This is a genomic window from Tsukamurella ocularis, assembly GCF_965138335.1.
Lineage (GTDB): Bacteria > Actinomycetota > Actinomycetes > Mycobacteriales > Mycobacteriaceae > Tsukamurella > Tsukamurella ocularis_A.
The window spans coordinates 166247-192617 of record NZ_CBCSDV010000002.1 but is presented as its reverse complement, the minus strand read 5'-3'; the positions used below and the strand labels follow the sequence as shown (position 1 = coordinate 192617).

Below are 26371 nucleotides of genomic sequence, written 5' to 3'. Positions count from 1 at the left end.
CCGGCACGGCACGGCCACACGCGATATGAGGGTCCACGGCCCGGCTGAACGCCAGTGCCGCTCTCCCGCGGGAGGTTTTCACCGAGGTACGGGTTGCAACCCGATGTCGAGTCCGAAGTCCCCGCGGGAGCGGGCCGCACCGTCGGGCATGCCCGACGGTGCGAAGACCAGCGCGCGTCCGGCGACTGCGGGACCGGCTCCGTCGGACACCCGGCCGGACGCACCGCTGCGCCGGTGAGTCGGTCTGTCGTGCGCGCGTGCACCGCCCGCGTCAGCGGGCGATGGGCCAGCCCGTCACGACCTTGGGCCGCGGGGTGGCGTACGTGCGGACCTTGGAGGTCTTCAGCCCCATGCGCACGAGCCCCTCGGCGATCGTCACGGCGGACCGCACACCGTCCACGATGGGGACGCCCGTCGCAGCGGAGACCTTCTCCTCCAGCTCGGCCATGCCGCCGCAGCCCAGGCAGATCACCTCGGCGTGGTCGCGCTCGACGGCCTCCCGGGCCTGCGCGACGATGGCGTCGACGGCGCGCTCGGGGTCGGACTCGAGCTCCAGCACGCCGAGGCCCGAGGCGCGCACGGAGGCGCACCGGGCGTCGAGCCCGGCCAGCTTGAGCCGATCCTCGATCAGCGGGACCGTGCGGTCGAGCGTGGTCACCACGGAGTACTTGTGCCCCAGGTACATCGCGGTCGAGGCGGCGGCCTCGGTGATGTCCACGACGGGCACCTCCAGCAGCTCCTGCAGGCCCTCCCGCCCGTGTTCGCCGTACCCGGCCTGGATCACGGCGTCGTACGGGCCCTCGTAGCGGGTGATGGCGTCCATGACGGCGATGGCCGCGAGATAGGACTCGAAGTTGCCCTCGCACGAGTCCGCGCCGAAACGCGGCGTGATCCCGACGATCTCGGTGCCGGGCGCTGCGGCGGAGCGCGCGGATTCGGCGATCGCGGCCGTCATGGACTCGGTGGTGTTGACGTTGGCGACGAGGATGCGCATCGGGGTACTCCTAGTGCTTGCTGGGGACGGCGATCGGCTCGCCCGAGACGTCGACGAACGGGCCCTTGCGGTCTGCCACCACCAGATACACGAGCGCGCCGAGGCCGGCGCCGATGAACCACGAGTAGTTCGAGACCACATGGAAGGCGGGCACGAAGGCCATGAGCAGCGCCGGCGGTGGGTACGAGCGCGATGACGGCGCGCGGGTTCACACCGCTGGTGTAGAAGTACGGGGCGTCGGGCAGGTCGCAGTACAGGTCGGGCACGTTGACCTTGCTCTTGCGGATCAGCCAGTAGTCGGCCATGACGATGCCGAACAGCGGGCCGAGGAGCGCACCGAGACCGCCCAGGAAGTAGGTGATGACCGCGGGCGAGTTGTAGAGGTTCCAGGGCAGGATGACCAACCCGATGACGCCGGAGATGAGGCCTGCGCTGCGGAAGTTCAGGTGCTTCGGGAACAGGTTGTTGAGCGCGTAGATCGGGGCCACGAAGTTCGCCATCAGGTTCACGGCGACGGTGAGGACGAGCAGGGCGAGGCAGGCGAGCACCAGGAGCAGCGTGTTCGGCACCGTCTGGACGATGTCCGCGGGTGACTCGATGACCTGGCCGTTGATCTTGAACTGCGCGCCGGCGAGCGTGATCACGATGGCGCCGAACAGGAGCATGTTGAGCGGGATGCCGAAGAAGTTGCCGCGCACGATGGACTTCTTCGAGGTCGCGTTGCGCGTGAAATCGCAGAAGTTGAGGACGAAGGTGCCGTAGATCGCGACCCAGAGGCTCGCGCCGCCGACGATCTGCAGCCACATGTCCAGGCCCGTCTTGGACTCCGGCGTGGTCCAGGCGATCGACCAGTCCGCCTTGCTGAGCATCCAGACCGCGAGGGCCGCCATGGTCACCAGGATGACCGGGCCGGCGAAGGCCTCGTATTTGCGGATCATCTCCATCCCGTAGCTGACGATGACCAGCTGGACCACCCACAGGACGAGGAACGAGATCCAGCCAAGGGTGGAGAGGCCGAGGAAGCGGTTCGTATCGAGGTTCGCCGCGCCGGGCGCCACCGCGATGATGAGGATGCGCAGGACCACCGATGCCAGATAGGTCTGGATGCCGAACCAGGCGATCGCGACGACGCCGCGGATCAGTGCGGGGATCTGCGCCCCGCGGATGCCGAAGGAGATGCGGCTCATCACGGGGAAGGGCACCCCCGTCTTCTCCCCCATGAAGCCGGAGAAGTTGAGCAGGACGAACAGGAAGACCCCGCCCAGACCGAGGGCCAACAGGATCTGCCAGCCGCCGAGCCCCAGGGCGAACAGGCCGATGGCGAAGGCGTAGTTGCCGAGGCTGTGCACGTCGTTCGCCCAGAGGGTGAAGATGTTGTAGCCGCCCCAGGTCCGCCCCGCCCGCTTCGTGGGCGCCAGGTCCTGGTTGTAGAGGCCCGCGCTGAGCCGGTTCAGGGCGTCCACGTCGGGCACATCGGCGACGTCGGCGTCGCCGAGCCGGATCGGATTCGCCTCCACCGCGCCGCGGGGGGTGAGTTCTTCTGTCATGCTGGGCCTTCGTTCCTGCTGGCTGACCGCTCGAATCTGTTCCGTTGTGCGGAAGTTTTGTTCCACTTGTAGCGATAAGTAAGACCTATCCCAGCGCGCGTGTCAAGGCCCTTGTCGCATGTCGGAATATGATCGTCACACGACGGAAACGACGTTCTTGACGAGTGGCGCAGGTCACACCTACTGTGGCCCCAGGATCGAGACGAAATTCCGCCTCTCGGAATTTCTAGCGAAGGAGAACCTGCATGAGCACCGACACCGCCGAGTACGACCTGGTGGTCCGCGGCCGCCGCATCGTGACGACCGCCGGGACGGTGGCGCGCGAGGTCGGCGTCCGCGACGGCCGGGTGGTCGCCATCGAGCCCCTCGGGAACGGTCTCGCCGGCCGCGAGGTGATCGAACTGACCGACGAGCAGGTGCTGATCCCCGGCCTCGTGGACACGCACGTGCACGTCAACGAACCCGGTCGCACCGACTGGGAGGGCTTCGAATCCGCCACGAAGGCAGCGGCCGCGGGCGGCGTCACCACGCTGGTCGACATGCCGCTCAACTCCATCCCGCCCACCGTGGACCGCGAGGCCCTGCGCGTCAAGCGCGAGGTCGCGGGCCCCAAGGCGTACATCGACGTGGGCTTCTGGGGCGGTGCGGTGCCCGGCAACAAGGGCGAGTTGCGCGGCCTGCACGACGACGGCGTCTTCGGCTTCAAGTGCTTCCTGCTGCATTCCGGCGTCGACGAGTTCCCCCACCTCACCGCCGACGAGATGGAGGAGGACATGGCCGAGCTGGCCACGTTCGACTCGCTGATGATCGTGCATGCCGAGGACTCCCGCGCGATCGATCACGCCCCGGAGCCCGAGGGCGACAAGTACGCGAAGTTCCTCGCCTCCCGCCCCCGCGGCGCCGAGAACGTGGCCATCGCCGACGTCATCGAGCGCGCCCGTTGGACCGGGGCGCGGGCGCACATCCTGCACCTCTCCTCGTCCGACGCGCTGCCGATGATCGCGACGGCGCGACGCGACGGGGTCAAGCTCACGGTCGAGACCTGCCCGCACTACCTGACACTGCTCGCCGAGGAGATCCCGAACGGCGGCACCGCCTACAAGTGCTGCCCGCCGATCCGCGAGGCGTCGAACCGCGAGTTGCTGTGGCAGGGGCTCCTGGACGGGACGATCGACTGCATCGTCTCCGACCACTCCCCGTCGACCATCGACCTCAAGGACGTGGAGAACGGTGACTTCGGCGTGGCCTGGGGCGGCGTCGCGTCACTCCAGCTGGGGCTGCAGCTCATCTGGACCGAGGCCAAGAAGCGGGGGATCTCCCTCGAGCAGGTCCTCGAATGGATGTCGGCGAACCCGGCGAAGCTGGCGGGCATGACGCGCAAGGGCCGCATCGCCCTCGGTTTCGACGCCGACTTCGCGATCTTCGAGCCCGAGGCGGCCCAGGTCGTCGACGTGCACCACCTCCATCACAAGAACGCGATCTCCCCCTACGACGGCCGCGCGCTCGCCGGCGTCGTCAGCGGCACCTGGCTCCGGGGCGAGAAGGTCGATTTCGAGACCCCGCACGGCCGCCTCCTCCGCCGCGGCGAGGCCTAGGCCGCCCCGAGGCCCCTGGGCCCCGGCTACGGACGGCTCGCCAGGATCTGGCTGAGGTAGTCCGGGGTGCCCTCGATGCGCTGCAGGTGCGGGTAGCGCAGGCCGTCGTGGTAGTCGATCTCGATGGTCCGCGTCTGGTCGAAGTCCTTCACCTGCAGCCGGATCGGAGCGGGGTTCGTTTTGGCGCCCTCGATCGCGGTCTGCATCGTGGCCTGCGAGTAGGCGGCGTCGTTGACCGCGAGCACCGTCATCCCCGTCCCGACCTTCGCCGTGAACGCGGGGCCGTCCCACCGGACGTCGGTCACCTTGCCCGTCGCGGAGACGTTGAGGCCGAGGGAGTAGGTGTAGTTGGCGGCGCCCTGCGCCGCCTTCATCTGCTCCGTGAGGAAGGCGCCCGGGTTGTTGTCGTACACCAGCTTCCACCCGGTCTTCTCGACGGTCGAGGCGAACGGTTCCCTACCGTCGAGGCGATCGCGCAGGTACGTCGCCCAGTCGTCGGCGACGACACCGTTCAGCGCTGCGACCACCTTGTCGAAGTCGTAGGTGTTCTGCGTCCTCCACGTTCCCGCGTCGACGCCGAAGAAGGTGCGAGCGAAGTCGTCCAGCGACTTGGTGTTGCCCGTGAGCTCGCGGATGCGCGCGTCCACACCGAGCCACACGAGCTGACCGCCCTGGTAGTAGTCCTCGCTGAGCTGCCACGAGCGGTACGGCTTGGTGCGGCGCTGGGCGATGATGGGGTCGTTCGTCGTGTCCTGCAGGCTCCGCCAGCTCAGCCCCGGGCGACCGTCGGTGTACGTGGCCACCACGGACGCCAGCGCGTCGCGGGAGACCTCCGCCGGCCGCAGGCCTGCCCGGCCCGTGAGCACGTTGCCCCAGTACTGGGTCTGCCCCTCGTACACCCACATCAGGCTGTCCTGCATCGGGGTGTTGAAGTCGGGCGTCCAGAGGTCGGCCGGGCGCCGGAACTTGCCGTTCCACGAATGGGTGTACTCGTGGCCGAGCAGATCGTCGCTCCCCACCGCGGGGTTCCACCCGGTGAAGTAGTCGGTCGGCTCGCCGTTCTCGCTGGAGCGCTGGTGCTCGAGCCCGTTCGAGCTGAGTTGGTCCGAGAGCGAGAGCAGGAAGTCGTAGTGGTCGTAGTGCTGCGATCCGTACAGCTTGACCGCCTGTTGTACGAGCGCCCGGTGCTGCTCGATGTGCTCGGGCTTGGCCTCGAGCTGTTCCGGTGCGTCGGCGAAGACCTGGAGCCGCACCGGGACGTCGGCACCGGGGGCCAGATCGATCTGCTTGTGGAACCGGCCCGCGTAGACGGGCGAATCGACGAGGACGTCGAGCGGAACGGTCTTGTACCCGACGGTGTCCCCCTCGCGGCGGTCGACATCGAGGGCGGTCCCGGCCTCGAAACCCGGCGGATAGGTCACGCTCGCGGTGAACGGGATCTCCGCGGCGGGCTTCCCCGCCGGGTACAGCAGCACCGCGTTCCACTGGAGGTTCAGCATGTTCGGCGTCATGACGACGCGGCCCTGAGTGCTGTCGGTGGGTGTCAGGTACGAGAACGCCGCGTCCACGGTGTCGACGCCGTCGGGCACCGTGACCTTCAGGGCGTAGACGTTGAGCGGATCACGCTTCCACGCCAGCTTCTTCCCGCCGCCGGAGAAGGCGATTCCCGCGATCTTGTCGATCGGCCCGGACGGCGAATGGTTGCCCGGCAACCACTGCGGGTAGAGCAGAGTCACCTCGCCCGCGCTGACGGGGATGGACTGCTTCACCCCGATGATGCGCTGCGGCAGGTTGGTGACGTCCACGGACACCGAGACGGGCTTCTGCCCCCCTGCGCCGTCCCCACCGCGGTCCGGCGAACCGCAGGCCAGCAGGCCCGCCAGGAGGGCGATCACGATGCTGACGGCGCTGACGCCTCGGACCTTGGACATCGCCTCTCCCGACTCCCGCAAACAATTTCGTTGATACTACGAAATTGTTGTGCTCCGCGCGCGCCGAAAGGGCGGATCCCGCGGAGCAGGATCAATGAGTCGTCGTACCGCGGCGGGCGGGCACGGCTGCCTAGAGCGTTCCCTTGGTCGACGGGACGCCGGTGACCCGCGGGTCCGGCTCGACGGCGGCGCGCAGAGCGCGGGCGACGGCCTTGAACTCCGCCTCCGTGATGTGGTGCGGGTCGCGGCCGTAGAGGACGCGCACGTGCAGCGCGATCCGGGCGTTCATCGCCAGGGACTCGAAGACGTGCCGATTGATCACCGTCGAGTACGGCACGCCCGGGTAGCCGCCGATCACGGAGCTCACCAGGTAGTCGGGCTCCCCGGTGTGCACGGCGTAGGGCCGGCCGGAGACGTCCACGGAGGCGTGCGCCAGCGTCTCGTCCATCGGGATGAAGCAGTCGCCGAACCGGCGGATGCCCTTCTTATCGCCCAGCGCCTCCGCGAACGCCTGGCCCAGCACGATCGCGGTGTCCTCCACCGTGTGGTGCGCGTCGATCTCGATGTCGCCCTTGGCCTGCACGGTGAGGTCGAAGCTGCCGTGCTGGCCGAAGGCGGTGAGCATGTGGTCGAAGAACGGGACGCCCGTGGAGATCTCGGTCCTGCCCGTCCCGTCGAGGTTCAGCTCCACCACGATGGAGGACTCCCTCGTGGTGCGCTCGATGCGGGCGATGCGGTCGGTCATGACGTCACTCACTTCTTCTCGGGTGCCAGCTTCTCGCTGATCGCGAGGAAGGCGTCGTTCTCGTGGTCCAGCCCCACCGACACGCGCAGGTGCCCCGGGATGTGCATGTCGCGCACCAGGACCCCTCCGTCGAGGTAGGTGCGCCACGCGGCCGCCTCGTCGGCGAAACCGCCGTACAGGATGAAGTTCGCGTGCGATTCGATCACGTCGTAGCCCAGCTCCCGCAGGCGGGCGGAGATCCGGTCGCGCTCCGCCGACAGATGCGCCACCGACGCCAGCGTCTCCGCGCGGTGGTCGATCGCCGCGATCGCCGCGGCCTGCGTGAACACCGAGAGATGGTAGGGCAGGCGTACCAGCTGGATCGCGCCCACGATCGCGGGCGCCGCCACCAGGTACCCCACACGGCCGCCCGCGAAGGCGAAGGCCTTGCTCATCGTGCGGCTCACGATCAGCTTCTCGCCGAAGCGATCCAGCAGCCGCACCGCCGACGGGCCGGCACTGAACTCGCCGTAGGCCTCGTCGACGATGACGATGCCCGGCGCCACCTCGATCAGCCGGATCAGATCGTCCTCGGCGATGAGGTGCCCCGTCGGGTTGTTCGGGTTCGTCAGGAACAGGACGTCGGGGCGCAGTTCGTCGATCGCGCCGACGGCGTAGTCCACGTCGAGACCGAAGTCCGCCGTGCGCTTCCCCGGGATCCAGTGCGTATCGGTGCCGTCCGAGACGATGGGGTGCATCGAGTAGCTCGGGACGAAGCCCATCGCCGTGCGGCCGGGACCACCGAAGACCTGCAGCACCTGCTGCAGGATCTCGTTGGAGCCGTTGGCCGCCCACACGTTCTGCGGTCCGACGACGGTGCCGGTCCGCTCGGTCACGTACTCCGCCAACCGGTTCCGCAGCGCCGCGAGGTCGCGGTCCGGGTACCTGTTCATCGCGGCGGCCGCCTCGCCGACGGCGGTGGCGATGTCGGCGACGAGCGCGGGGCTCGGCGGGTGCGGGTTCTCGTTCGTGTTCATCGCGGCGGCCACCGGCAGCTGCGGAGCACCGTAGGGCTCCTTGCCGCGCAACGTGTCCCGGATGGGCAGCTGATCGAGGCTCACCGCCTCGCCGGGCAGCGGGTTCACGCGCGGCCGCCCTTCAACGACTCGAACCGCAGCCGCACCGCCTCGCCGTGCGCCGGCAGGTCCTCCGACTCGGCCAGGGTGATCACGGTGCCCGCGATGTCCTTGAGCGCGGCCTCGTCGTACTCGACCACGTGCACGCCGCGCAGGAAGGTCTGCACGGACAGCCCCGAGCTGTGCCGCGCGCAGCCGGCGGTCGGCAGTACGTGGTTGCTGCCGGCGGCGTAGTCGCCGAGGCTCACGGGCGAGTGCGGGCCGACGAAGATCGCGCCGGCCGCGCGGACCCTCCCGGCGACGGCCCGCGCGTCCGCGGTCTGGATCTCCAGGTGCTCCGCGGCGTAGGCGTTGACGACGGCGAGGCCCTCGTCGACGTCGTCCACGAGGACGGTGCCGGACTGCGGGCCCCGCAGCGCGGTGTCCACCCGCTCGCGGTGCCGGGTGATCTCGAGCTGGGCGGTGAGCGCCTGGTCGACGCGGTCCGCGAGCTCGGGCGAGGTGGTGACCAGGACCGATGCGGCCATGACGTCGTGCTCGGCCTGACTGATGAGGTCGGCGGCCACGTGCACCGGGTCGGCCGTGTGGTCGGCGAGGATCGCGATCTCGGTCGGGCCGGCCTCCGCGTCGATGCCGACGAGGCCGCGGCACAACCGCTTCGCGGCGGTGACGTAGATGTTGCCGGGGCCGGTGATGAGGTCGACGGGGGCCAGTTCGGCACCGTCGAGGTCGGTGCCGCCGTGCGCGGCGAGGGCGATGCCCTGCGCGCCTCCCGTCGCCCAGACCTCGTCGACGCCGAGCAGCGCGCACGCCGCGAGGATGGTCGGGTGGGGCAGCCCGTCGAAGTCCTTCTGCGCGGGCGAGAGCACCACGAGCGAGCCGACGCCGGCGATCTGCGCGGGAACCACGTTCATCACCACCGACGACGGGTAGACGGCGTTACCGCCGGGCACGTAGAGCCCCACCCGGTCGACCGGGATCCACCGCTCGGTGACGGTGCCGCCGGGCACGACCTCGGTGACGGTGTCGACGCGCTTCTGGTCCGCGTGCACGGTGCGGACCCGGCTGATCGCCGTCTCCAGCGCCTCGCGGATCGCGGGGTCGAGCTCGGCGAGAGAACGCTGCAGCGCGGCAGCGGGAACCCGGACGGTGCCCGGGCGGACACCGTCGAACTTCTCACCGAACTCGAGGGCCGCCTCCGCGCCCCGCTCGGCGACCGCGTCCACGATGGGCCGCACCTGTGGCACCACCGCGTCGACGTCGACGCCGCCGCGCGGGAGCGCCGCGCGCAGCTCGGTGAGCGACGGACGCCGACCACGCAGGTCGAGACGGCTCAGCTGCAGATCAGACATGGCTCCATTCTATGGGTCGCGCGCCACCCGGTTTCCGGCCGGGCGTCGGCCGGGCGTCGGCTCCGCGTCGGCCGTGCGGAGCGACGACCGGTCACCGGTGTGGGTACCGTCACAGGCCCCTCGCGCACCGCGCCTTCACCCCTCACCGGCAGCTGACGGTCCGGTAAGTTATCCGCCATGGCTGAGACCAACCACGGCGACCAGGGCCTCCTGTACTGGCTGATCAAGCACGTGTCGGTGGGACCGACGATCCGGCTGGTGAACCGGCCGACCGTCGAGGGCCTGGAGAACATCCCGGCCGAGGGCCCGGCGCTCATCGCGGGCAATCACCTGTCCATCGCCGACTGGTTGTTCGTGCCGCTGGTGGTGCCGCGCCGGATCTCCTACCTGGCGAAGAGCGACTACTTCACCGCGCCGGGCCTCTCCGGCAAGCTGCAGAAGTTCTTCTACACGCAGACCGGCCAGGTGCCGATCGACCGCTCGGGCGGCGACGCCGCGACCGCGGCCCTGAACACCGCGAAGAAGCTCCTCGACGAGGGCCGCCTGGTGGGCATGTACCCCGAGGGCACCCGCTCCCCCGACGGCCGGCTGTACCGCGGGCGCACCGGCCTGGTCCGGATCGCCCTCGAGGCGAACGTGCCGATCATTCCCGTCGGCGTCATCGGCACCGATAAGGTCTCGCCCCCCGGGCCGTTCAGCTGGCACGCCGAGCGGGTCCAGGTGAAGTTCGCCAAGCCGATCGAGCCCATCGAGTACGACATCCCGTCGGATCCCGACGAGCGGCACGCACTCGAGCGCTCCATCACCGACCGGCTCATGTTGGAGATCCAGGCGCTCACCGGGCAGGAGTACGTGGATGAGTACGCCAAGAAGTGGCGCCCGGAGTCCTGATCCGGCGCAGCGGGCGCGCGACCTGGCGGTGCTGCGCCGGGTGCGCGATCGCATCGACCGCGAGTTCGCGCGGCCGCTCGACGTCGAGGAGCTGGCGCGCGGCGCGCACCTGTCCGCGGGACACCTGAGCCGGGAGTTCAAGCGGGTCTACGGCGAATCGCCGTACTCGTACCTCATGACCCGCCGCATCGAGCGGGCGATGATGCTGCTGCGCCGCGGCGACGTCTCGGTGACCGACGCCTGCTTCGCGGTGGGTTGCTCCTCGCTGGGCACCTTCAGCACGCGGTTCACCGAGCTCGTGGGCGTGCCGCCCAGCGTGTACAAGCGCGACCACAGCGCCGCCGCCGAGGGCATTCCCGCGTGCCTGGCCCGGCAGGTCATGCGACCGGTCAGGAATCGAGAAGCACCGCACGCCCCGCCGCAATAACGTGGGCCGCATGAACCTCACGATCTCGCTCGCCTACCTCCCCCACACCGATGCCGAGGCGGCTCTCGCCTTCTACCGCGACCTCCTCGGCTTCGAGGTCCGCAAGGACGTCGGGTACCAGGACATGCGCTGGCTCACCGTCGGTCCGGCCGGCCAGCCGCAGACGTCGATCCTGCTGCATCCGCCGGCGATGGACCCGGGCGTCACCGAGGACGAGCGGCAGACGGTGCTCGACCTCATCGCCAAGGGCGCCTACACCGCGGTCACGCTCTCGACCGACGATCTGGACGGCCTGTTCGAGCGGGTCGCCGGCGCGGGCGCGGACGTGGTGCAGGAGCCGATGGACCAGGACTACGGCGTGCGCGACTGCGCCTTCCGCGACCCGGCGGGGAACCTGATCCGGATCAACCAACTCTGAGCGAGCCGCTCGGGCTCAGGCGGTGGCGGGCGCCTCGAGCGTCGCGGTGTCGATCACGAAGCGGTACCGCACGTCCGAGGCGATCACGCGCTCGTAGGCCTCGTTGATCTGATCGGCGGAGATCAGCTCGATCTCGGAGCCGATGCCGTGCTCGGCGCAGAAGTCGAGCATCTCCTGCGTCTGGGCGATGCCGCCGATCATCGAGCCCGCGAACGAGCGCCGGTTGCGGGTCAGGTCGAAGACGTTGACCGGCACCGGGTGCTCGGGCAGGCCGACCTCGACGAGCGTGCCGTCGACGGCCAGCATCCCGAAGTACGGATGCATGTCGAGGTTCGCCGAGACGGTGTTGATGATGACGTCGAAGCGGTTGCGCAGCACCTTGAAGGTGTCGGGATCGGAGGTCGCGTAGTAGTGCTGCGCGCCCAGGCGCAGGCCGTCCTCCATCTTCTTGAGCGACTGGCTGAGCACCGTGACCTCGGCGCCCATCGCCGCGGCCAGCTTCACGCCCATGTGGCCGAGGCCGCCGAGGCCGATGATCGCGACCTTGCTGCCCGGGCCCACGTTCCAGTGGCGGAGCGGGCTGAACAGCGTGATCCCGGCGCACAGCAGCGGCGCGGCCGCGGCGTAGTCGATGCTCTCGGGCACCCGGAGCACGTAGTTCTCGTCCACGACGATGCCCGTCGAGTAGCCGCCCTGCGTGGGCAGCCCGTCGCGGCCCTTCGCGTTGTAGGTACCGACCATCCCGCGCTCGCAGTACTGCTCCTCGCCGCGCAGGCACGCCGCGCACTCGCGGCAGGAGTCGACGAAGCAGCCGACGCCGACGCGGTCGCCGACCGCGAACTTCGTGACCTCGGAGCCGATCGCGGTGACCTCGCCCGCGATCTCGTGGCCGGGAACCACCGGGTACCGGGCCGGACCCCACTCGCTCCGGACGGTGTGGATGTCGCTGTGGCAGATGCCCGCGTAGCGGACGGCGATCTGCACGTCGTGCGGTCCCGGATCGCGGCGCTCGATCGTCATCGGCTCGAGCGGCTCGGTTGCGGACACGGCTCCATATGCGTTCACGATCATGCTTCCCATTGTGCGCCCTCCGCGGCGTCCGCCGCCGTGCGCCCCTCGCTACAGGTCGAGACCGAGGTCGAGCGCCCGCACCGAGTGCGTGAGCGCCCCGACGGCCAGGTAGTCGACGCCGGTCCGGGCGTAATCCGCGGCGGCCTCGAGGGTCAGCCCGCCCGACGACTCCAGCTTGGTGCGCGGGGCGAGCTTCTTGCGTCGCTGCACGGCGGACTGCGTCATCCACAGCGGCATGTTGTCGAGCAGCACCAGATCGACGCCGAGGTCGAAGGCCTCCTCGAGCTGGTCGAGCGAGTCGACCTCCACCTCGAGCGGCACGCCCGGGGCCCGGCGCCGCACCGCCTCGATCGCCGCGGTGACGGAGCCCGCCGCGACCACGTGGTTGTCCTTGATGAGCGCCTCGTCGCCGAGCCCCATCCGGTGGTTGACTCCCCCGCCCGCGCGGACGGCGTACTTCTGCAGCGCGCGCATGCCGGGAAGGGTCTTGCGGCTGTCGCGGATCTTCGCGCCGGTGCCCTCGACCTCGGCGACCCACGCCGCCGTCGCGGTCGCGATGCCCGAGAGGTGGGTCACGATGTTGAGCAGCGTGCGCTCGGCGGTGAGCAGGGCGAGCGTCGGCCCCTCGATGGCCATGGCCACATCGCCCGGCGCGATCACGGTGCCGTCGGCGATCTTGGCGGGCACGCGGTAGTTGCCGGGCCCGACCACCTCGTCGAGCACCCACTCCGCGACGGGGATCCCCGCGAGCACCCCGTGCTCGCGACTGATGACCTTGGCGAGGGTCGTCGCCCCCGCGGGCACGGTGGCCTCGCTCGTGACGTCGGGGCCGTAGCGGAGGTCCTCGTCGAGCGCGGTGCGGATGAGGCGCACCACTTCCGCGCGATCGGGCTCCAGCGTCAGCTCGGTCACGGGCCTACCTCCACTACTGCTTCACCACGCCCACACGCGGGCACGGTCACGGATTCCTGTCGGGCGAGGGCCTGCCCCGCCATCCGCCGCGCCACCGCGGTGAGCACGGCGTCCTCCCGGTCCCGGGAAGATACCGCGGGGGCATCGGCGACGAAGGCCGGATCGGCCAGCAGGGCGGTCAAGCCGGACAGCCCGTCGACGGTGCGCCGCACGCCGCACGACCGGGTCATGGCGTCCTGCAGGGCATCCCGCTCCGCGCGTGCATGCGGCGGCGCGACCTCGCGGATCGCGTCGGAACGCACGAGGGCGGGCGCCGACTGCGCAGCGGTCGCCACGCGCAGGCCCATCACCAGAGCCTCGAGCAGGCTGTTGGAGGCGAGCCGGTTGGCGCCGTGCAGCCCGGTGCGCGCGACCTCCCCCGCTGCGTAGAGGCCGGGGACGCCGGTCGCGCCGTGCAGGTCGGTGACCACGCCACCGCACAGGTAATGCGCTCCCGGCACAACCGGAACGAGGTCGGTCTGCGGGTCGATGCCCGCGGCGCGGACGGCCTCGGTCACCGTCGGGAAGCGCTGCGCGACATCGGGGATCATCGTCGCGTCGAGGTACACGCAGGGCGCGCCGGTGCGCTCCATCGCCTCGGTGACGGCGCGGGCCACCACGTCGCGCGGCGCGAGGTCGCCCATCGGGTGCACGCCGTCCATGACGGCGTCGCCGTTCGCATCGACGAGGTGCGCGCCCTCACCGCGGACGGCCTCGGAGATGAGCGGCCGCCGGCCGCGCGCGCCCGGGGTGTAGAGCATCGTCGGGTGGAACTGGACGAACTCGAGTTCGCACACCTCCGCGCCCGCCGCCTCCGCCAAGGCGATCCCGTCGCCGGTGGCTCCCAACGGATTGGTGGTGCTCGAGAACAGGTGACCGGCGCCGCCGGTGGCGAGCAGGACGGTACGCCCGAACGCATCGCCCTCGGCCGTACGGACCCCGACGATGCGGTCACCGTCGGCGAGCAGCGCGTACGCCTGCGCGGGGCGGGCGGAGAGGGTGGGCCGCGTCTTCGCGGCGGCGGTGAGGGCGCGCTGCACCTCTGCGCCGGTGGCGTCGCCGCCCGCGTGGATGATCCGCGAGACGGTGTGGCCGCCCTCGCGGGTCCGCTTGAGACGGCCGTCGGCCCGACGGTCGAACTCCGCACCCCAGCCGATCAGCCGGTCCACGGCGGCGGGCCCGTCCGCCAGGATCGACCGCGTCGCGACCACGTCGACGAGCGGCCCGCCGGCGCCGACGGTGTCGGCCACGTGCCGGTCGATCGAGTCCTCGGGGTCCGAGGGGTCGACCACGGCGATCCCGCCCTGTGCGTACGCCGTCGAGGTCGACGGTGCGCCACCGGTCGCGGGCTTGAACAGCACCGTGACCGTCAGGCCCGCGTCCGCCGCGGCCACCGCGGCGGTCAGGCCCGCGACGCCCGCGCCGACGACGAGCAGGTCGGCGACGGCGGTCACACGCACCCCGCTCGCTCCGCTCCCGACGGTGGTGGTCATTCCCCGCCGCCGGGCTGCCCGATCCCGATCATCCGCGTCACGGCCTTGCGGCCGGCGTCGGCCATGGCGGCGTCGACGAAGACCTCGTCCTTACCCTCCACGAGACAGCGCAGCAGCGCCGCGGGCGTGATCATCTTCATGTACTTGCACGAGGCGCGGTCGTTGACGGCGCGGAACTCGACGCCGGGCGCCGCCATCCGCAGCTGGTGCAGCATGCCGACCTCGGTGGCCACGAGGACCTCCTTGGCGCCGGTCTCGCGGGCGGCGTCGAGCATGCCGCCGGTGGAGAGGATCTTGACCCGGTCGTCCGGGACGGCACCCTCGCCGGCCAGATAGAGCGCGGAGGTCGCGCAGCCGCACTCGGGGTGCACGTACAGGTCGGCGTCGGGGTGGGCCTTGGCCTGCGCGGCGAGCTCGTCGCCGTTGATGCCGGCGTGCACGTGGCACTCGCCCGCCCAGATGTGCATGTTCTGCCGGCCGGTGACGCGCTTGACGTGCGCGCCGAGGAACTGGTCGGGCAGGAACAGGATCTCCGTGTCCTCGGGGATCGACTGCACCACCTCGACGGCGTTCGACGACGTGCAGCAGATGTCGGTAAGGGCCTTCACCTCGGCCGTGGTGTTGACGTAGGAGACGACGACGGCGCCGGGGTGCTCGTCCTTCCACTCCTGCAGCTCGACGGCCTTGATGGAGTCCGCCAGCGAGCAGCCCGCCCGCTGGTCCGGGATCAGCACCGTCTTCTCGGGGCTGAGGATCTTCGCGGTCTCGGCCATGAAGTGCACACCGCAGAAGACGATCGTCGACGTGGAGACCTCGGCGGCGATCCGCGACAGCGCCAGCGAGTCGCCGACGAAATCGGCGACGTCCTGGATCGCGGGCAGCTCGTAGTTGTGGGCGAGGATCGTGGCGTCGCGGAGCTTCGCGAGACGCTTGACCTCGGCCGCCCACTCCCGGTCGCCGTCGACGCCGGTGTACATGCCACCGCCCTCGACGATCCGCTCCGAGAGCGGCGAGCTGAATTCCGTGGTGGCGGCGGACGTGGCTGTGGTCATCTCGCCTCCCTTTCTCGATCCGATGATTTATCGACCTATGATCGATATATGGCCGATGTTAGCACCGCCCCGCCGCCCCGTGTCGCACACGAAGTCCTTTCCGTCGTGTTCCGCGTGAGCGAGGGCACCGTCGAGGTCCTGCTGTGGCAGCGCGCCCTCGCCCCCGACCAGGGCGCTTGGTCGCTTCCCGGCGGGCTCCTGGACGCGCGGGAGGACCTCCCGACGAGCGCGCGCCGACTGCTCGCGGAGAAGGTCGACCTCACCGAGGTCGCGCATCTCGAGCAGTTCGCCGAGTTCTCCGATCCGCACCGCGTGCCCGCGAACCAGTACGCGGACCGCACGCTCGCGTCGGTCTTCCTCGGCCTCGTCCGCTCGGGAACCGACCCCCGCCTGCCCGACGACACCACCTGGCACCCGGTCGAGGCGCTCCCGACCATGGCCTTCGACCACGCGGCGATGGTGCACCGCGCGCGGGCCCGGCTCGCATCGCGACTGTCCTACTCGAACATCGGCTTCGCGCTCGCCCCGCGCGCCTTTCCCGTCTCGCAGCTGCGCGACATCTACGTCGCGGTGTTGGGCTACCCCGTGGATTCGACGAACCTGCTCCGCATCCTGTCCCGCCGATCGGTGATCACCGCGACGGGCGAGACCGGTCAGGCGACGCGCGGCCGCCCGCCCGCGCTCTACCGGTTCACCGACTCCTACCTACGGATCACCGACGAGTTCGCGACCCTGCGCCCGCCCGGCTGACCGGCGCGCGGGGCACCGTCGAACCGGGAGACTCCGGGCCCGGGCACCTCAGGCCGACCTGCGCTCCGCGCGCGCCCGCTCCCGCTCGACGGCGCGCGCCCGGCTCTCCTCGAACCGCACCACGTCGGCCTCGAGGCGCTCCAGGTAGCGCCCGAGCTCGTCGCGGTACTGCTCGCCCGCTGCCGAGACGTCGGTCCGGTCGAACAGGCCCCAGACCTTGAAGATCGGCCGGAGCACGTCGTCGAGGTGCTGCCGCAGGTCGTAGATCCCGTGCTTGACCATGAGCACGCCGTTGCGCCGGAAGTCGGGTTTGCCCTCGCCCGGCATGACGAAGTTCGTGGTGACCTTGACGATCGACTTCAGCACCTGGTCCGGTGCGATCTCCAGCGCGGCGGCCGTCAGGTTCCGGTAGAAGATCATGTGCAGGTTCTCGTCGGTGGCGATCCGCTTGAGCAGCGCATCCGCCACCGGCTCGTCGCAGACGCGCGCCGTCTGCCGGTGGCTGATACGGGTCGCGAGCTCCTGGATGGTCACGTACACGACCTGATCGAGCACGCCGCCGTAGTTCTCCGGCGCCTCGACGCCGAGCTCCAGGTGCGTCATGCGGTCGCGCTCGAGCTTGACGGGGTCGACCGAGCGGGTCACGAGCAGGTAGTCGCGCATCGCGATGCTGTGCCGGTTCTCCTCCGCCGTCCAGCGGCCCACCCAGGTGCCCCACGCACCGTCGAGGGAGAAGTTGTCGGCGATCGTGCGGTGGTACGACGGGAGGTTGTCCTCGGTGAGGAGGTTGGTGATCATCGCGACGCGCGCCACCTCGGAGAGCGGGGACTGCGCGAGCTCCCAATCGGTGCCGCCCAGCGCGGCGAAGTTCCTGCCGTCGTCCCACGGCACGTAGTCGTGAGGATTCCACGCCTTCGCCACGCCCAGGTGGCGGTTGATGTTGTTCTCCACCACGGGTTCGAGCTCGGTCAGCAGTTGCAGGTCGGTGAGTGTCGACATGTTCAGCGCCTCGGTCGGGTACGGACGATTCCGATGGTAGGACGCCCCTCCCGGTTCCCGCAGGAAGAATTGCGGTACGAAAGCAACGTTCGCGGCTCCGTCGTCGCACGGAGCGAGAGCCCGCGATCGCAACCACGGACGGCGCCACCGCGCTTACGATCCGCGTGTGAGCGATGCGCAGGCGGACGATGCGGACCAGAACCGCGCGATCGCGAAGAAGCTCGCGGACGCCACCGACGCCCGGATCGTCCGCACGCTCGGCACCGGCGCGAGCGTCGCGGTGCTGTTCGTGGTGCTCCGCCTGCTCGTCGTCTCGGAATGGGACTGGCGCGTTGCCTCGCGCATCATGGCGGTGACCGACGTCAACAGCGCGCTGACCATCGTGCTCGGCACCCTCATGAGCGATCCCGAGTTCACGAGCGCGCTGGTGATGATCCTGCTGCCGCTCTCGGCGGTGCGCCTGGTGTGGCGGATGCACACCGACTCGCCGACGAGCGTGTGGTCGGCCCTGCTCGTCGCGGTGCTCGCGACGGCGTGCATCGCGCTCACGATCACCTACGGCTACGTCTGGGTACCCCTCGGCGCCGCCGCGATCGCGCTCGCGATCATCGCCGTGAAGCGCTGGTCAGCCGAGGGGATCAGCGGGCGGACCGTCGACTTCGCGGTGCGCGAGGTCGGTTCCATCGCGGCCATCGCCGTGCTGCTGCTCGCCGCCGTCGAACGCACGCCCTGGTCGCCGGCGGAGCGGCTGCACACCAAGACGGGCGTCGTGACCGCGCACGTGCTCAAGGTGGAATCCGGGTTCCTCACCGCGCTCACCGAGAGCGACCGCGAGGTGCTCATCCTCAACTCGTCCGACGTGGTGCGCCGCGAGCCGATCTGACCCCGGCCGACCCACGGAAATAGATCCGGACCGCAGTCCGTTACAGTTCTCGAAGGGCCCGAACAGGGGCCCGATCGGGAAGGATGGACATGCAGTTCGGAATCTTCAGCGTCGGCGACGTCACCACGGATCCGACCACGGGCACCACCGTCAGCGAGCACGAGCGCATCGAGGCGATGACGAAGATCGCGCTCAAGGCCGAGGAGGTGGGCCTCGACGTCTTCGCCACGGGCGAGCACCACAACCCGCCGTTCGTCCCCAGCTCCCCCACCACGCTGCTCGGCTGGATCGCCGCCAAGACGCAGCACCTCACGCTCAGCACCGCGACGACGCTCATCACCACGAACGACCCGGTGAAGATCGCCGAGGACTACGCGATGCTCCAGCACCTCGCCGAGGGTCGCGTCGACCTCACCCTGGGCCGCGGCAACACGGGTCCCGTGTACCCGTGGTTCGGCAAGGACATCCGCCAGGGCATCCCGCTGGCCATCGAGAACTACCACCTGCTGCGGCGCCTGTGGCGCGAGCCCGTCGTCGACTGGGAGGGCCAGTTCCGCACGCCCCTGCAGAGCTACACCTCGACGCCGGCACCGCTCGACGGCACGCCGCCCTTCGTGTGGCACGGCTCGATCCGCTCGCCCGAGATCGCCGAGCAGGCCGCCTTCTACGGCGACGGCTTCTTCCACAACAACATCTTCTGGAACAAGGAGCACACCGAGCAGATGGTGCGCCTGTACCGGCAGCGCTTCGAGCACTACGGGCACGGCTCCGCGGACCAGGCCATCGTCGGCCTCGGCGGCCAGGTCTTCATGGCCGAGACCGAGGCCGAGGCGAAGCGCCGCTTCCGCCCGTACTTCGACGAGGCCCCCGTGTACGGCCACGGCCCGTCGCTGGAGGACTTCGAGCAGATGACGCCACTGACCGTCGGCACCCCCGAGCAGGTGATCGAGAAGACCCTCGGCTTCGCGGACTTCGCCGGCGACTACCAGCGCCAGCTGTTCCTCCTCGACCACGCCGGACTCCCCCTGGACCAGGTGCTCGAGCAGGTGGAGATCCTCGGTACGCAGGTGGTCCCCGTGCTCCGCAAGGAGTTCGAGCTGCGCCGCCCGGCGCACGTCCCGTCGGACCCGCCGAACCACGCGTCCCTCGTCGCCGCCGGCCCGGACTCGCCGCACCGCCTGGTGCTGCCCGCCCAGGACCTCGCCGTCACGAAGGAGGCCTGACCATGGCACGCTCCCTGGTCGTCGTCGCGGCCGGCGTGTCCGAGCCGTCGTCGACCCGCCTGCTGGCGGACCAGCTCGCCGACGCGACGCGGGCCGCGGTGTCGGCCCGCGGCGAGGCGGTGGACGTGACCGTGATCGAGGTGCGCGAGCTCGCTCGTGACCTCGCGACCGTCATGACCACCGGCGTCCCGACCCCCGCGCTGAGCGCGGCGAAGGACGCCATCGCCGCCGCGGACGGCCTGATCGCCGTCTCGCCCGTGTTCACCGCGAGCTACAGCGGGCTGTTCAAGATGTTCTTCGACGCGCTCGACCCCGATGCCCTCACCGGCGTCCCGGTCCTCGTCGCGGCGACCGCCGGGACGGCGCGGCACTCGCTGGTGCTCGACCACGCCCTGCGGCCCCTGTTCAGCTACCTGCGCGCGCAGATCCTGGCGACCGGCGTCTTCGCCGCGACCGAGGACTTCGGCTCGTCCGAACTCGCGGCCCGCATCTCACGGGCCGGGGCGGAGCTCGCCGGGGCGCTCGTCCAGGCCGACGGTGCCGTGGCAGGCTTCGGCGGACCGTCGGACCTCGGCGCCCCCAAGCGCTCCGGGAAGTCCCTCGACCTGGGACCCGTCGCCGACTTCGCGGACCTGCTCCGCGGGCACACCGGCGACTGACACCTCCGGCAGCCGCCCGACCAGCGCGGACAGGGTGCACCACAGGGCGGCGCACGCCGGCCACACGAGCACGAGGACCCACGACGCGAGGTCGCCGAGCACACCACCCGAGTGGTCCGCGGGCGCGACGACGTTGGCGCCGCGCAGCCGGATCGACGGCGCGGCCGTGAAGTCGAGTCCCGGAGCTCCGGGCCCGGTGAATCGCGCGTCGACCACGGCCTGGCCCAGGACGACGGCGAGCAGGACCCCCACCACGGCCGCTCCGAGCGTCATCGCCACTCCCCGGGGCGTGCGCCGAGCGCCGCGGAACAGGCCCAGGCCGGTCAGCAGACCGCCGGCCGCGGACACCGCCACGAACAACGCCGTCGCGAGGAAGAAGTTGTCGAGCTGGTCCGACCGGAGCACGGGCTGGCCCGAGGAGAGTACGACCCCGCGCACGCCCGGCACCGTCGTCCCCCAGATCAGCGCGGCGGCGGCACCCAGGACCGCCCCGACCACGACGGGCACCACCACCTGGGAGGCCGGCCGGGCCGACGTTTCAACAGACATCGGCAGCAGCCTATCGAGTGCGACCGAGAACCGGCGTCAGCGTTCGCCGCTCGACGAATCGAACTCGCCGTGCCGCGAGCACCGTGCGGTCCAGCCGTGCGGGCTGACCTGGACGATCATCCGGCGCGCGCAATAGGTGCAGTACCGCGGGGGCTCGAGCCCGAGGAGCGCCGCCGCGAAGACGGGCGCCACCTCGGCGAGCGGCTTGCCGGTGTACACGTCGTACACCGGCTCCTTGTCGGCCACGATCGTCACAGCGTGTCGTTCAGGGCCTTGATCGGCATCTTGAGCTCGCCGAGCAGGTCCAGGTCGGTCTCGGCCGGACGGCCCAGGGTGGTGAGGTAGTTGCCCACGATGACGGCGTTGATGCCGCCGAGAATGCCCTTCTCGGCACCCAGGTCACCGAGCGTGATCTCCCGGCCGCCGGCGAAACGCAGGATGGTGCGCGGCAGCGCCAGCCGGAAGGCCGCGACGGACTTGAGCGCCTCGTTCGGCTCGAGGACGTCGAGATCGCCGAAGGGCGTGCCCGGGCGCGGGTTGAGGAAGTTGAGCGGCACCTCGTCGGGCTCGAGCTCGGCGAGGTTCGCGGCGAACTCGGCGCGCTGCTCCAGCGTCTCCCCCATGCCGAGGATGCCGCCGCAGCAGACCTCCATGCCGGCCTCCCGCACCATCTGCAGCGTCCCCCAGCGCTCCTCCCACGAGTGCGTGGTCACGACGTTCGGGAAGTGCGACTTCGCGGTCTCCAGGTTGTGGTTGTAGCGGTGCACACCCATCGCCTTGAGCTCGTCGACCTGTTCCTGCGTGAGCATGCCCAGGCTGCAGGCGATCTGGATGTCGACCTCGTTGCGGATCGCCTCGATGCCCGCGGCCACCTGGCTCATGAGGCGCTTATCGGGGCCGCGGACGGCGGCGACGATGCAGAACTCCGTCGCGCCGGTCTTGGCGGTCTGCTTCGCGGCCTCGACCAGCGACGGGATGTCGATCCAGGCCGAGCGCACGGGCGACTCGAACAGGCCCGACTGGCTGCAGAAATGGCAGTCCTCGGGACAACCGCCGGTCTTCAGGCTGATGATGCCCTCGACCTCGACCTCGGGACCGCACCACTTCATGCGCACCTCGTGCGCGAGCTGCAGGACCTCGTCGAGCTTGTCGTCCGGCAGTTGCAGCACGGCCAGCACCTGCTCCTGACTCAGCCCTTCGCCGCGCTCGAGCACCTGCTCGCGCGCGACCTCGATGATGTCGGCCAGGACCCCGGTCATGTGATCTCCCTCGTCGGCTGTGGTCGGTCGGCTGTGGTCCGCGACACCGCGGTGCCGCTACTACCGAGCACTGTACAGCGTTCAATTCATGAACAGTGTTCAAGGCTCACCTCGTGGTGACGGGAAACGTTCACCGACTCGCCCGATATCGTTTCCTTCCCTTTTCTATGTATCGACGCGACAGTGTTCCCATGACGCTGCGCACGAAGAAGATCCTGGTCACAGCCCTCGCAACCGCCGCCCTCGTCACGCCGCTCGGCGGGGCGACCGGTCCCGCCGCAGCCGCGCCGACCGCCACCTGCGCCGCGGCACCGAAGCCGGCACCCGCAGCGAGCCCGATCGCCGTCGACACGAGCGCCGCGGAGACCACGCCGAACTCGTACATCGATCAGCTGGCGGCGTTCTCGCGCCTGCCGACGTCCGTGCTCGCCGCGAACCTCGACAGGGCCGTCGCGACCAACCGCGCCGCTACCCCCGCGGAGCAGCGATACGCCGTCAACGACAACTACGGCATCCTCGACGACTCCGTCTTCAACGCCCTCGGCAGCCGCCTGACCCCCGCCTTCCGGGCGGCCGAGCGAGCCGGCGAACTCCCGCGGACCACCGCGTTACTGGTGGGCAAGAAGGCACTGATCAACGCCTACGTCGACACCTCCGCCGCGAAGAAGCACTTCCACTACCGGCGCCCGTTCGAGGTCGCCCCGGATCGGATCACGAAGTACGGCGACGGTCGCGCCGACCTGTACGACTCGGTGCGCGGTTCCGGCTCGTACCCGTCCGGCCACACCGCCTGGGGCTACGCCGAGGCGCTCGTCATCGCGACGCTGCTCCCCGAGCTGGGGCCGCAGCTCCTCGCGCGCGGCGCCGACTACGGCCGCCACCGCGTGATCCTGGGCGTGCACTATCCGCTCGACGTGATCGGCGGCCGGATCCTGGCGCAGGCCGCGGTCTCCGACGCGCTCGCGGACCCGCGGTTCGCCGGCGCCGTCGCCGCAGCGCGGACCGAGTTGCGGGCGGTACTGTCCGCGCGGACCGGCGGTGGGATCGCCGAGGTCGTCGCCTGCCAGCAGAACTACGTCGACACCGCGTCGGGCGCCGCCGCCTACCGGGCCGACCTCGCCTGGGGCCTGCCGCGCGTGGGCGGGGACGCGCCCGTCCAGGTGCCCGCCGGCGCCGTCCGGCTGCTCCGCGCCGCGCACCCCGGTCTCTCGGACGAGCAGCTGCGGGAGCGGATCGCGCGCACCGCAGGCCCCGCCGGCTACCCGCTGGACGTGCCGGGCGGCTGGCAGCGGATCGACCTGCTCAGCGCCTGGATCGCGCGCTGAGCCAGGCGGCGTCGAACCACGACGGCGCCGCGGCCGCGAACCGCTCCGGCGGGAGGGACGCGGCACCGTCGGGGATCCGCCCGACGATCGGCACGCCCGTGACCTCGGGCAGGTCGACGAGGTTGCACTGTTCGGCGAGGCCCGGGGCGTCGGGCCAGCGCGAGAGCACGATCCCCGCGCAGGTGACGCCGCCCGCCCCGAGGGCGCGGACCGTCAGTTCGGTGTGGTTGAGCGTGCCGAGCGCGGGGTCGGCGACCACGACGACCGGCGCCGCGAGATCGGCGGCGAGGTCGACGAGGGTGAACGGCGTTCGAGTCCCGTCGACGCCGAGCCGCACCAGGACGCCACCCGCGCCCTCGACGAGCACGGCGCCCTCCGCCCGCCGGACCACGTCGGCGGCCTCGGCCCGCCCGAGGGGCTCGAGGCCCGCACGACGGGCGGCGGTCAGCGGCGCGAGCGGTTCGGGATACCGACGGTGCTCGACGGCGGCCGCCCCCGGCGCGAGGCGGGCCACCTCAGCCGCATCGGCGAGCTGGCCGTCCTCGTCGCGCACGGCGTCGTCGGCGAAGCCCGTCTGGGCGGGTTTGACGACGGTGACCGGCCCGCTCGGCAGCAGCGCTGCGGCGAGGGCCGCCGTCGCCACGGTCTTGCCGACGCCCGTGGACGTGCCGGTGATGCAGAGGATCACGCGACAGCCGCCCGGATCACGCCGACGGCGGTGGCGACCTCGGAGTCGGTGAGGTCCGCGCGCACGGTGATGCGCAGGCGCGAGGTGCCCTCGGGCACCGACGGCGGCCGGAAGCAGCCGACGAGCACGCCCTGCGCGGCACAGGCGTCGCGGGCGGCGACCGCGCGCTCGGGATCACCGAGGACGAGCGAGACGACCGCCGAGGTGGGCTCGGGCGCGCCGACGCCGGCGGCGACGGCGCGCGCCCGGTCCAGGACCCGTGCCGCCAGGGCCGGGTCGGCGCGGAGTGCGGCGAGGGCGGCGTCCGCGGCGGCGACGGCCGCGGGAGCGAGGCCGGTGTCGAAGATGAAGGGGCGCGCGGCGTCGATGAGGTGCGCGCGCACCCGCTCGGGACCGAGGACGACGCCTCCCTGGGAGCCCAACGCCTTGGACATGGTGGCGGTGACCACCAGGTCGGGCGCGCCCGCGAGGCCCAGCTCGTGGACGAGACCGCGGCCGCCGTCGCCCCGGACGCCGAGCCCGTGCGCCTCGTCGGCCACGAGCGCGGCGCCGTGCGCGCGAGCCGCGGCGTACAGCTCGGCGACGGGCGCGAGCACGCCGTCGGCGCTGTAGACCGAGTCGGTGAGGACGATCGCCCGCTGCTCGGAACGCTCGGCGAGGGCGTCTCGAACGGCGTTCACATCGCCTCGCGGGGTGACCACGACGCGGGCGCGGGACAGCCGGCAGGCGTCGACGAGCGACGCGTGCGAGCCGCCGTCGGAGACGACGAGGGCACCCCGCCCGGCGAGCGCGGTGACGACGCCGAGGTTCGCGAGGTACCCGGACGAGAAGCACAGGGCCGCCTCGGCGCCGACGAACGCGGCGAGCTCGCGCTCGAACCGTTCGTGCAGCTCGGTCGTGCCGGTGACCAGGCGGGATCCGGTGGCGCCGGCGCCCCAGGTGCGGAGCGCGTCCGCGGCGGCGGCGAGCACCCGGGGATGGCGGGTCAGGCCCAGGTAGTCGTTCGAGGCGAGGTCGAGGCCGGACTCACCGGGCCGACGAGCGCGCAGGGAACGTCGCAGGCCCGCCTCCGCACGGTCGGCCGCGTAGCCGTCGAGCCACGCCAGCGCATCGTCCTGCAGACCCTGGCGCGCCGAGAGTTGAACACCGTTCATGTCCTCACTGTAGCGCCGCGCGCACCGCGGCCGAGACGCCGCCGCAGATCGTCGCGACGTCGTCGGGTGTGCTGATGAACGGCGGCATGGTGTAGACGAGGTCGCGGAAGGGGCGCAGCCACACGCCCGCGGCGACGGTCGCATCGGTGGCGGCCACCATGTCGACGGGGCGGTCGAGTTGGACGACGCCGATGGCGCCGAGCACGCGGACGTCCACGACCCCGGGGAGCGCGCGCAGCGGCGCGAGGCCGTCGCGCAGTCCCTGGTCGATGCCCGCGACGCGGGCCGCCCAGTCCTGCGAGAGCAGCAGCTCGGTGCTGGCGACGGCGATCGCGCAGGCCAGCGGGTTGGCCATGAAGGTGGGGCCGTGCATGAGCGCGCCCTGCTCCGAGCGCGAGATGGTGAGCGCCACCTCGTCGGTGCACAGCATGGCGGCGAGGGTGAGGTAACCGCCGGTCAGGGCCTTGCCGACGCACAGGATGTCCGGGGTGATACCGGCTGCGTCGCAGGCGAAGAGGGTCCCGGTACGGCCGAAGCCGGTGGCGATCTCGTCGCAGATGAGCAGGACGTCGTGCCGGCGGGTGATCTCGCGCAGCGCCGCGACGTACGCGGGCGGGTGGAACCGCATCCCGCCGGCGCCCTGCACCACGGGCTCGACGATGACCGCGGCCAGTTCGTGCGCGTGCTCGCCGACGAGGCGGTCCAGCTCGGCGACGTAGGCCTCGTCGTACTCGGCCGGCGGCGCGGGCGCGAAGACCTGCCTGGCGAGGACGTCGGTCCAGAGGGAGTGCATGCCGCCGTCGGGGTCGCAGACGCTCATCGGGGTGAAGGTGTCGCCGTGGTAGCCGCCGCGCCAGGTGAGCAGGCGGTTGCGGCCGGCGACGCCGCGGGCGCGCCAGTACTGCAGGGCGGTCTTCACGGCGACCTCGATGGAGACGGAGCCGCTGTCCGCGAGGAAGACGCGGTCGAGACCGTCGGGCGTGATGCGCACCAGCAGCTCGCCGAGGCGGGCGGCGCTCTCGTGCGTGAGCCCGCCGAACATCACGTGCGACATCGTGTCGATCTGGGCCTTCGCGGCCGCGTCGAGCACCGGGTTGCGGTAGCCGTGGATCGCGGCCCACCAGGAGCTCATCCCGTCGATGACCTCCGTGCCGTCGCCGAGCGTCAGGCGAACGCCCTCGGCGGAGGTGACGACCCGCGCCCCCGCGCCGCCGACGGCGCTGTACGGGTGCCAGAGCGTCCGGGTGTCCAGGTCGAGGATCTCGTCGGGCGTCATGTCGGGCCACGTTAGCCGTGCGCC

At 71.1% G+C, this 26371-nt stretch carries 24 protein-coding genes and 1 pseudogene; 9 read left to right on the top strand and 16 right to left on the bottom strand.

All coding sequences use genetic code 11. The features are described from left to right. Nucleotides 1-271: 271 nt before the first annotated feature. Together ACNAYW_RS03640 and ACNAYW_RS03635 are read right to left on the bottom strand one after the other, a co-directional pair. Nucleotides 272-994 (bottom strand): aspartate/glutamate racemase family protein, encoded by a 723-nt coding sequence (locus ACNAYW_RS03640; protein WP_415848387.1) that lies wholly within the window; start codon nt 992-994, stop codon nt 272-274. A gap of 10 nt (nt 995-1004) precedes the next feature. Further along, nucleotides 1005-2541: pseudogene (locus ACNAYW_RS03635) on the bottom strand (NCS1 family nucleobase:cation symporter-1). Nucleotides 2542-2786: 245 nt separating this feature from the next. On the opposite strand from ACNAYW_RS03635, the gene allB reads away from it, so the two are divergent. Then, complete coding sequence (gene allB / locus ACNAYW_RS03630; protein WP_415848386.1) at nt 2787-4136, top strand: allantoinase AllB; 1350 nt, start codon at nt 2787-2789, stop codon at nt 4134-4136. Between the two features lie 26 nt (nt 4137-4162). Here allB and ACNAYW_RS03625 read toward each other — a convergent pair whose 3' ends face one another. The 4 genes from ACNAYW_RS03625 to hisD form a co-directional block, all read right to left on the bottom strand. After that, a complete protein-coding gene (locus ACNAYW_RS03625; protein WP_415848385.1) occupies nt 4163-6067 on the bottom strand; it encodes a M61 family metallopeptidase in 1905 nt (634 codons plus the stop codon). A 130-nt stretch (nt 6068-6197) separates the two neighbouring features. Then, a complete protein-coding gene (gene hisB / locus ACNAYW_RS03620) occupies nt 6198-6812 on the bottom strand; it encodes an imidazoleglycerol-phosphate dehydratase HisB (protein WP_068565414.1) in 615 nt (204 codons plus the stop codon). An 8-nt stretch (nt 6813-6820) separates the two neighbouring features. Continuing rightward, nucleotides 6821-7936, bottom strand: a complete 1116-nt coding sequence (locus ACNAYW_RS03615) for a histidinol-phosphate transaminase (protein WP_415848384.1) — start codon at nt 7934-7936, stop codon at nt 6821-6823. Beyond that, nucleotides 7933-9279 carry a histidinol dehydrogenase gene (gene hisD / locus ACNAYW_RS03610; protein ID WP_415848383.1) on the bottom strand — a complete coding sequence of 449 codons (1347 nt, stop codon included), beginning with the start codon at nt 9277-9279 and terminating at the stop codon, nt 7933-7935. The genes ACNAYW_RS03615 and hisD overlap by 4 nt, the downstream gene beginning before the upstream one ends. 177 nt (nt 9280-9456) lie before the next feature. Here hisD and ACNAYW_RS03605 point away from each other — a divergent pair, with 177 nt between their 5' ends. From ACNAYW_RS03605 to ACNAYW_RS03595, 3 genes are read left to right on the top strand one after another with little or no spacing between them, the layout of a single operon-like run. After that, on the top strand, nt 9457-10170 hold the full coding sequence (locus ACNAYW_RS03605) for a lysophospholipid acyltransferase family protein (protein WP_415848382.1): 714 nt from the start codon (nt 9457-9459) through the stop codon (nt 10168-10170). Beyond that, the gene (locus tag ACNAYW_RS03600) at nt 10136-10597 is read left to right on the top strand and encodes a helix-turn-helix transcriptional regulator (protein WP_415848381.1); all 462 of its coding nucleotides are present in this window, start codon (nt 10136-10138) and stop codon (nt 10595-10597) included. The genes ACNAYW_RS03605 and ACNAYW_RS03600 overlap by 35 nt, the downstream gene beginning before the upstream one ends. 10 nt (nt 10598-10607) lie before the next feature. Beyond that, nucleotides 10608-11015 (top strand): VOC family protein, encoded by a 408-nt coding sequence (locus ACNAYW_RS03595; protein WP_415848380.1) that lies wholly within the window; start codon nt 10608-10610, stop codon nt 11013-11015. Between the two features lie 15 nt (nt 11016-11030). Here ACNAYW_RS03595 and ACNAYW_RS03590 read toward each other — a convergent pair whose 3' ends face one another. From ACNAYW_RS03590 to nadA, 4 genes are read right to left on the bottom strand one after another with little or no spacing between them, the layout of a single operon-like run. Next, nucleotides 11031-12095 carry an NAD(P)-dependent alcohol dehydrogenase gene (locus ACNAYW_RS03590; RefSeq protein ID WP_415848379.1) on the bottom strand — a complete coding sequence of 355 codons (1065 nt, stop codon included), beginning with the start codon at nt 12093-12095 and terminating at the stop codon, nt 11031-11033. 39 nt (nt 12096-12134) lie between these two features. Then, nucleotides 12135-12998, bottom strand: coding sequence for a carboxylating nicotinate-nucleotide diphosphorylase (nadC, locus tag ACNAYW_RS03585; RefSeq protein ID WP_415848378.1), 864 nt, complete (start codon nt 12996-12998; stop codon nt 12135-12137). Further along, nucleotides 12995-14530 (bottom strand): L-aspartate oxidase, encoded by a 1536-nt coding sequence (nadB, locus tag ACNAYW_RS03580; RefSeq protein WP_415848377.1) that lies wholly within the window; start codon nt 14528-14530, stop codon nt 12995-12997. The genes nadC and nadB overlap by 4 nt, the downstream gene beginning before the upstream one ends. Then, nucleotides 14527-15582 (bottom strand): quinolinate synthase NadA, encoded by a 1056-nt coding sequence (nadA, locus tag ACNAYW_RS03575; protein WP_415848376.1) that lies wholly within the window; start codon nt 15580-15582, stop codon nt 14527-14529. The genes nadB and nadA overlap by 4 nt, the downstream gene beginning before the upstream one ends. 48 nt (nt 15583-15630) lie before the next feature. Between nadA and ACNAYW_RS03570 the strand changes: the two genes are divergently transcribed. Continuing rightward, nucleotides 15631-16332 (top strand): NUDIX hydrolase, encoded by a 702-nt coding sequence (locus ACNAYW_RS03570; protein WP_415848375.1) that lies wholly within the window; start codon nt 15631-15633, stop codon nt 16330-16332. A 48-nt stretch (nt 16333-16380) separates the two neighbouring features. Here the strand turns inward: ACNAYW_RS03570 and ACNAYW_RS03565 are convergent, their stop codons facing one another. Continuing rightward, on the bottom strand, nt 16381-17331 hold the full coding sequence (locus tag ACNAYW_RS03565; protein ID WP_415848374.1) for an acyl-ACP desaturase: 951 nt from the start codon (nt 17329-17331) through the stop codon (nt 16381-16383). Between the two features lie 166 nt (nt 17332-17497). On the opposite strand from ACNAYW_RS03565, the gene ACNAYW_RS03560 reads away from it, so the two are divergent. The 3 genes from ACNAYW_RS03560 (at nt 17498) to ACNAYW_RS03550 (ending at nt 20096) form a co-directional block, all read left to right on the top strand. Next, complete coding sequence (locus tag ACNAYW_RS03560) at nt 17498-18214, top strand: hypothetical protein (protein WP_415848373.1); 717 nt, start codon at nt 17498-17500, stop codon at nt 18212-18214. A gap of 89 nt (nt 18215-18303) precedes the next feature. Next, nucleotides 18304-19437, top strand: coding sequence for an LLM class flavin-dependent oxidoreductase (locus ACNAYW_RS03555; protein WP_415848372.1), 1134 nt, complete (start codon nt 18304-18306; stop codon nt 19435-19437). Nucleotides 19438-19439: 2 nt separating this feature from the next. After that, nucleotides 19440-20096, top strand: coding sequence for a CE1759 family FMN reductase (locus ACNAYW_RS03550; RefSeq protein ID WP_415848371.1), 657 nt, complete (start codon nt 19440-19442; stop codon nt 20094-20096). A 585-nt stretch (nt 20097-20681) separates the two neighbouring features. On the opposite strand, the gene bsaP is transcribed toward ACNAYW_RS03550, so the two are convergent. Next, complete coding sequence (bsaP, locus tag ACNAYW_RS03545; RefSeq protein WP_415848370.1) at nt 20682-20900, bottom strand: biotin synthase auxiliary protein BsaP; 219 nt, start codon at nt 20898-20900, stop codon at nt 20682-20684. Next, nucleotides 20897-21904, bottom strand: coding sequence for a biotin synthase BioB (gene bioB / locus ACNAYW_RS03540; RefSeq protein ID WP_415848369.1), 1008 nt, complete (start codon nt 21902-21904; stop codon nt 20897-20899). Before bioB ends, bsaP begins: the two co-directional genes overlap by 4 nt. A 191-nt stretch (nt 21905-22095) precedes the next feature. Between bioB and ACNAYW_RS03535 the strand changes: the two genes are divergently transcribed. Continuing rightward, nucleotides 22096-23229, top strand: coding sequence for an acid phosphatase (locus tag ACNAYW_RS03535; RefSeq protein ID WP_415848368.1), 1134 nt, complete (start codon nt 22096-22098; stop codon nt 23227-23229). Here the strand turns inward: ACNAYW_RS03535 and bioD are convergent. Genes bioD through ACNAYW_RS03520 form a run of 3 tightly spaced genes read right to left on the bottom strand, consistent with a single transcriptional unit; the run spans nt 23207 to nt 26347 of the window. Then, the gene (bioD, locus tag ACNAYW_RS03530; protein ID WP_415848367.1) at nt 23207-23917 is read right to left on the bottom strand and encodes a dethiobiotin synthase; all 711 of its coding nucleotides are present in this window, start codon (nt 23915-23917) and stop codon (nt 23207-23209) included. The two genes, ACNAYW_RS03535 and bioD, sit on opposite strands and share 23 nt — an antisense overlap. After that, nucleotides 23914-25071 (bottom strand): 8-amino-7-oxononanoate synthase, encoded by a 1158-nt coding sequence (locus ACNAYW_RS03525; RefSeq protein WP_415848366.1) that lies wholly within the window; start codon nt 25069-25071, stop codon nt 23914-23916. Before ACNAYW_RS03525 ends, bioD begins: the two co-directional genes overlap by 4 nt. A gap of 4 nt (nt 25072-25075) precedes the next feature. Then, nucleotides 25076-26347 carry an adenosylmethionine--8-amino-7-oxononanoate transaminase gene (locus ACNAYW_RS03520; protein WP_415848365.1) on the bottom strand — a complete coding sequence of 424 codons (1272 nt, stop codon included), beginning with the start codon at nt 26345-26347 and terminating at the stop codon, nt 25076-25078. Nucleotides 26348-26371 lie beyond the last annotated feature (24 nt).

Excerpts from the sequence above, each read along its gene's own strand:
- ACNAYW_RS03640 (WP_415848387.1), bottom strand. The coding sequence starts at position 994 with ATGCGCATCCTCGTCGCCAACGTCAACACCACCGAGTCCATGACGGCC.
- allB (WP_415848386.1), top strand. The coding sequence starts at position 2,787 with ATGAGCACCGACACCGCCGAGTACGACCTGGTGGTCCGCGGCCGCCGC.
- ACNAYW_RS03625 (WP_415848385.1), bottom strand. The coding sequence starts at position 6,067 with ATGTCCAAGGTCCGAGGCGTCAGCGCCGTCAGCATCGTGATCGCCCTC.
- hisB (WP_068565414.1), bottom strand. The coding sequence starts at position 6,812 with ATGACCGACCGCATCGCCCGCATCGAGCGCACCACGAGGGAGTCCTCC.
- hisD (WP_415848383.1), bottom strand. The coding sequence starts at position 9,279 with ATGTCTGATCTGCAGCTGAGCCGTCTCGACCTGCGTGGTCGGCGTCCG.
- ACNAYW_RS03605 (WP_415848382.1), top strand. The coding sequence starts at position 9,457 with ATGGCTGAGACCAACCACGGCGACCAGGGCCTCCTGTACTGGCTGATC.
- ACNAYW_RS03600 (WP_415848381.1), top strand. The coding sequence starts at position 10,136 with ATGAGTACGCCAAGAAGTGGCGCCCGGAGTCCTGATCCGGCGCAGCGG.
- ACNAYW_RS03595 (WP_415848380.1), top strand. The coding sequence starts at position 10,608 with ATGAACCTCACGATCTCGCTCGCCTACCTCCCCCACACCGATGCCGAG.
- ACNAYW_RS03590 (WP_415848379.1), bottom strand. The coding sequence starts at position 12,095 with ATGGGAAGCATGATCGTGAACGCATATGGAGCCGTGTCCGCAACCGAG.
- nadB (WP_415848377.1), bottom strand. The coding sequence starts at position 14,530 with ATGACCACCACCGTCGGGAGCGGAGCGAGCGGGGTGCGTGTGACCGCC.
- nadA (WP_415848376.1), bottom strand. The coding sequence starts at position 15,582 with ATGACCACAGCCACGTCCGCCGCCACCACGGAATTCAGCTCGCCGCTC.
- ACNAYW_RS03570 (WP_415848375.1), top strand. The coding sequence starts at position 15,631 with ATGGCCGATGTTAGCACCGCCCCGCCGCCCCGTGTCGCACACGAAGTC.
- ACNAYW_RS03565 (WP_415848374.1), bottom strand. The coding sequence starts at position 17,331 with ATGTCGACACTCACCGACCTGCAACTGCTGACCGAGCTCGAACCCGTG.
- ACNAYW_RS03555 (WP_415848372.1), top strand. The coding sequence starts at position 18,304 with ATGCAGTTCGGAATCTTCAGCGTCGGCGACGTCACCACGGATCCGACC.
- ACNAYW_RS03550 (WP_415848371.1), top strand. The coding sequence starts at position 19,440 with ATGGCACGCTCCCTGGTCGTCGTCGCGGCCGGCGTGTCCGAGCCGTCG.
- bioB (WP_415848369.1), bottom strand. The coding sequence starts at position 21,904 with ATGACCGGGGTCCTGGCCGACATCATCGAGGTCGCGCGCGAGCAGGTG.
- ACNAYW_RS03535 (WP_415848368.1), top strand. The coding sequence starts at position 22,096 with ATGACGCTGCGCACGAAGAAGATCCTGGTCACAGCCCTCGCAACCGCC.
- ACNAYW_RS03525 (WP_415848366.1), bottom strand. The coding sequence starts at position 25,071 with ATGAACGGTGTTCAACTCTCGGCGCGCCAGGGTCTGCAGGACGATGCG.
- ACNAYW_RS03520 (WP_415848365.1), bottom strand. The coding sequence starts at position 26,347 with ATGACGCCCGACGAGATCCTCGACCTGGACACCCGGACGCTCTGGCAC.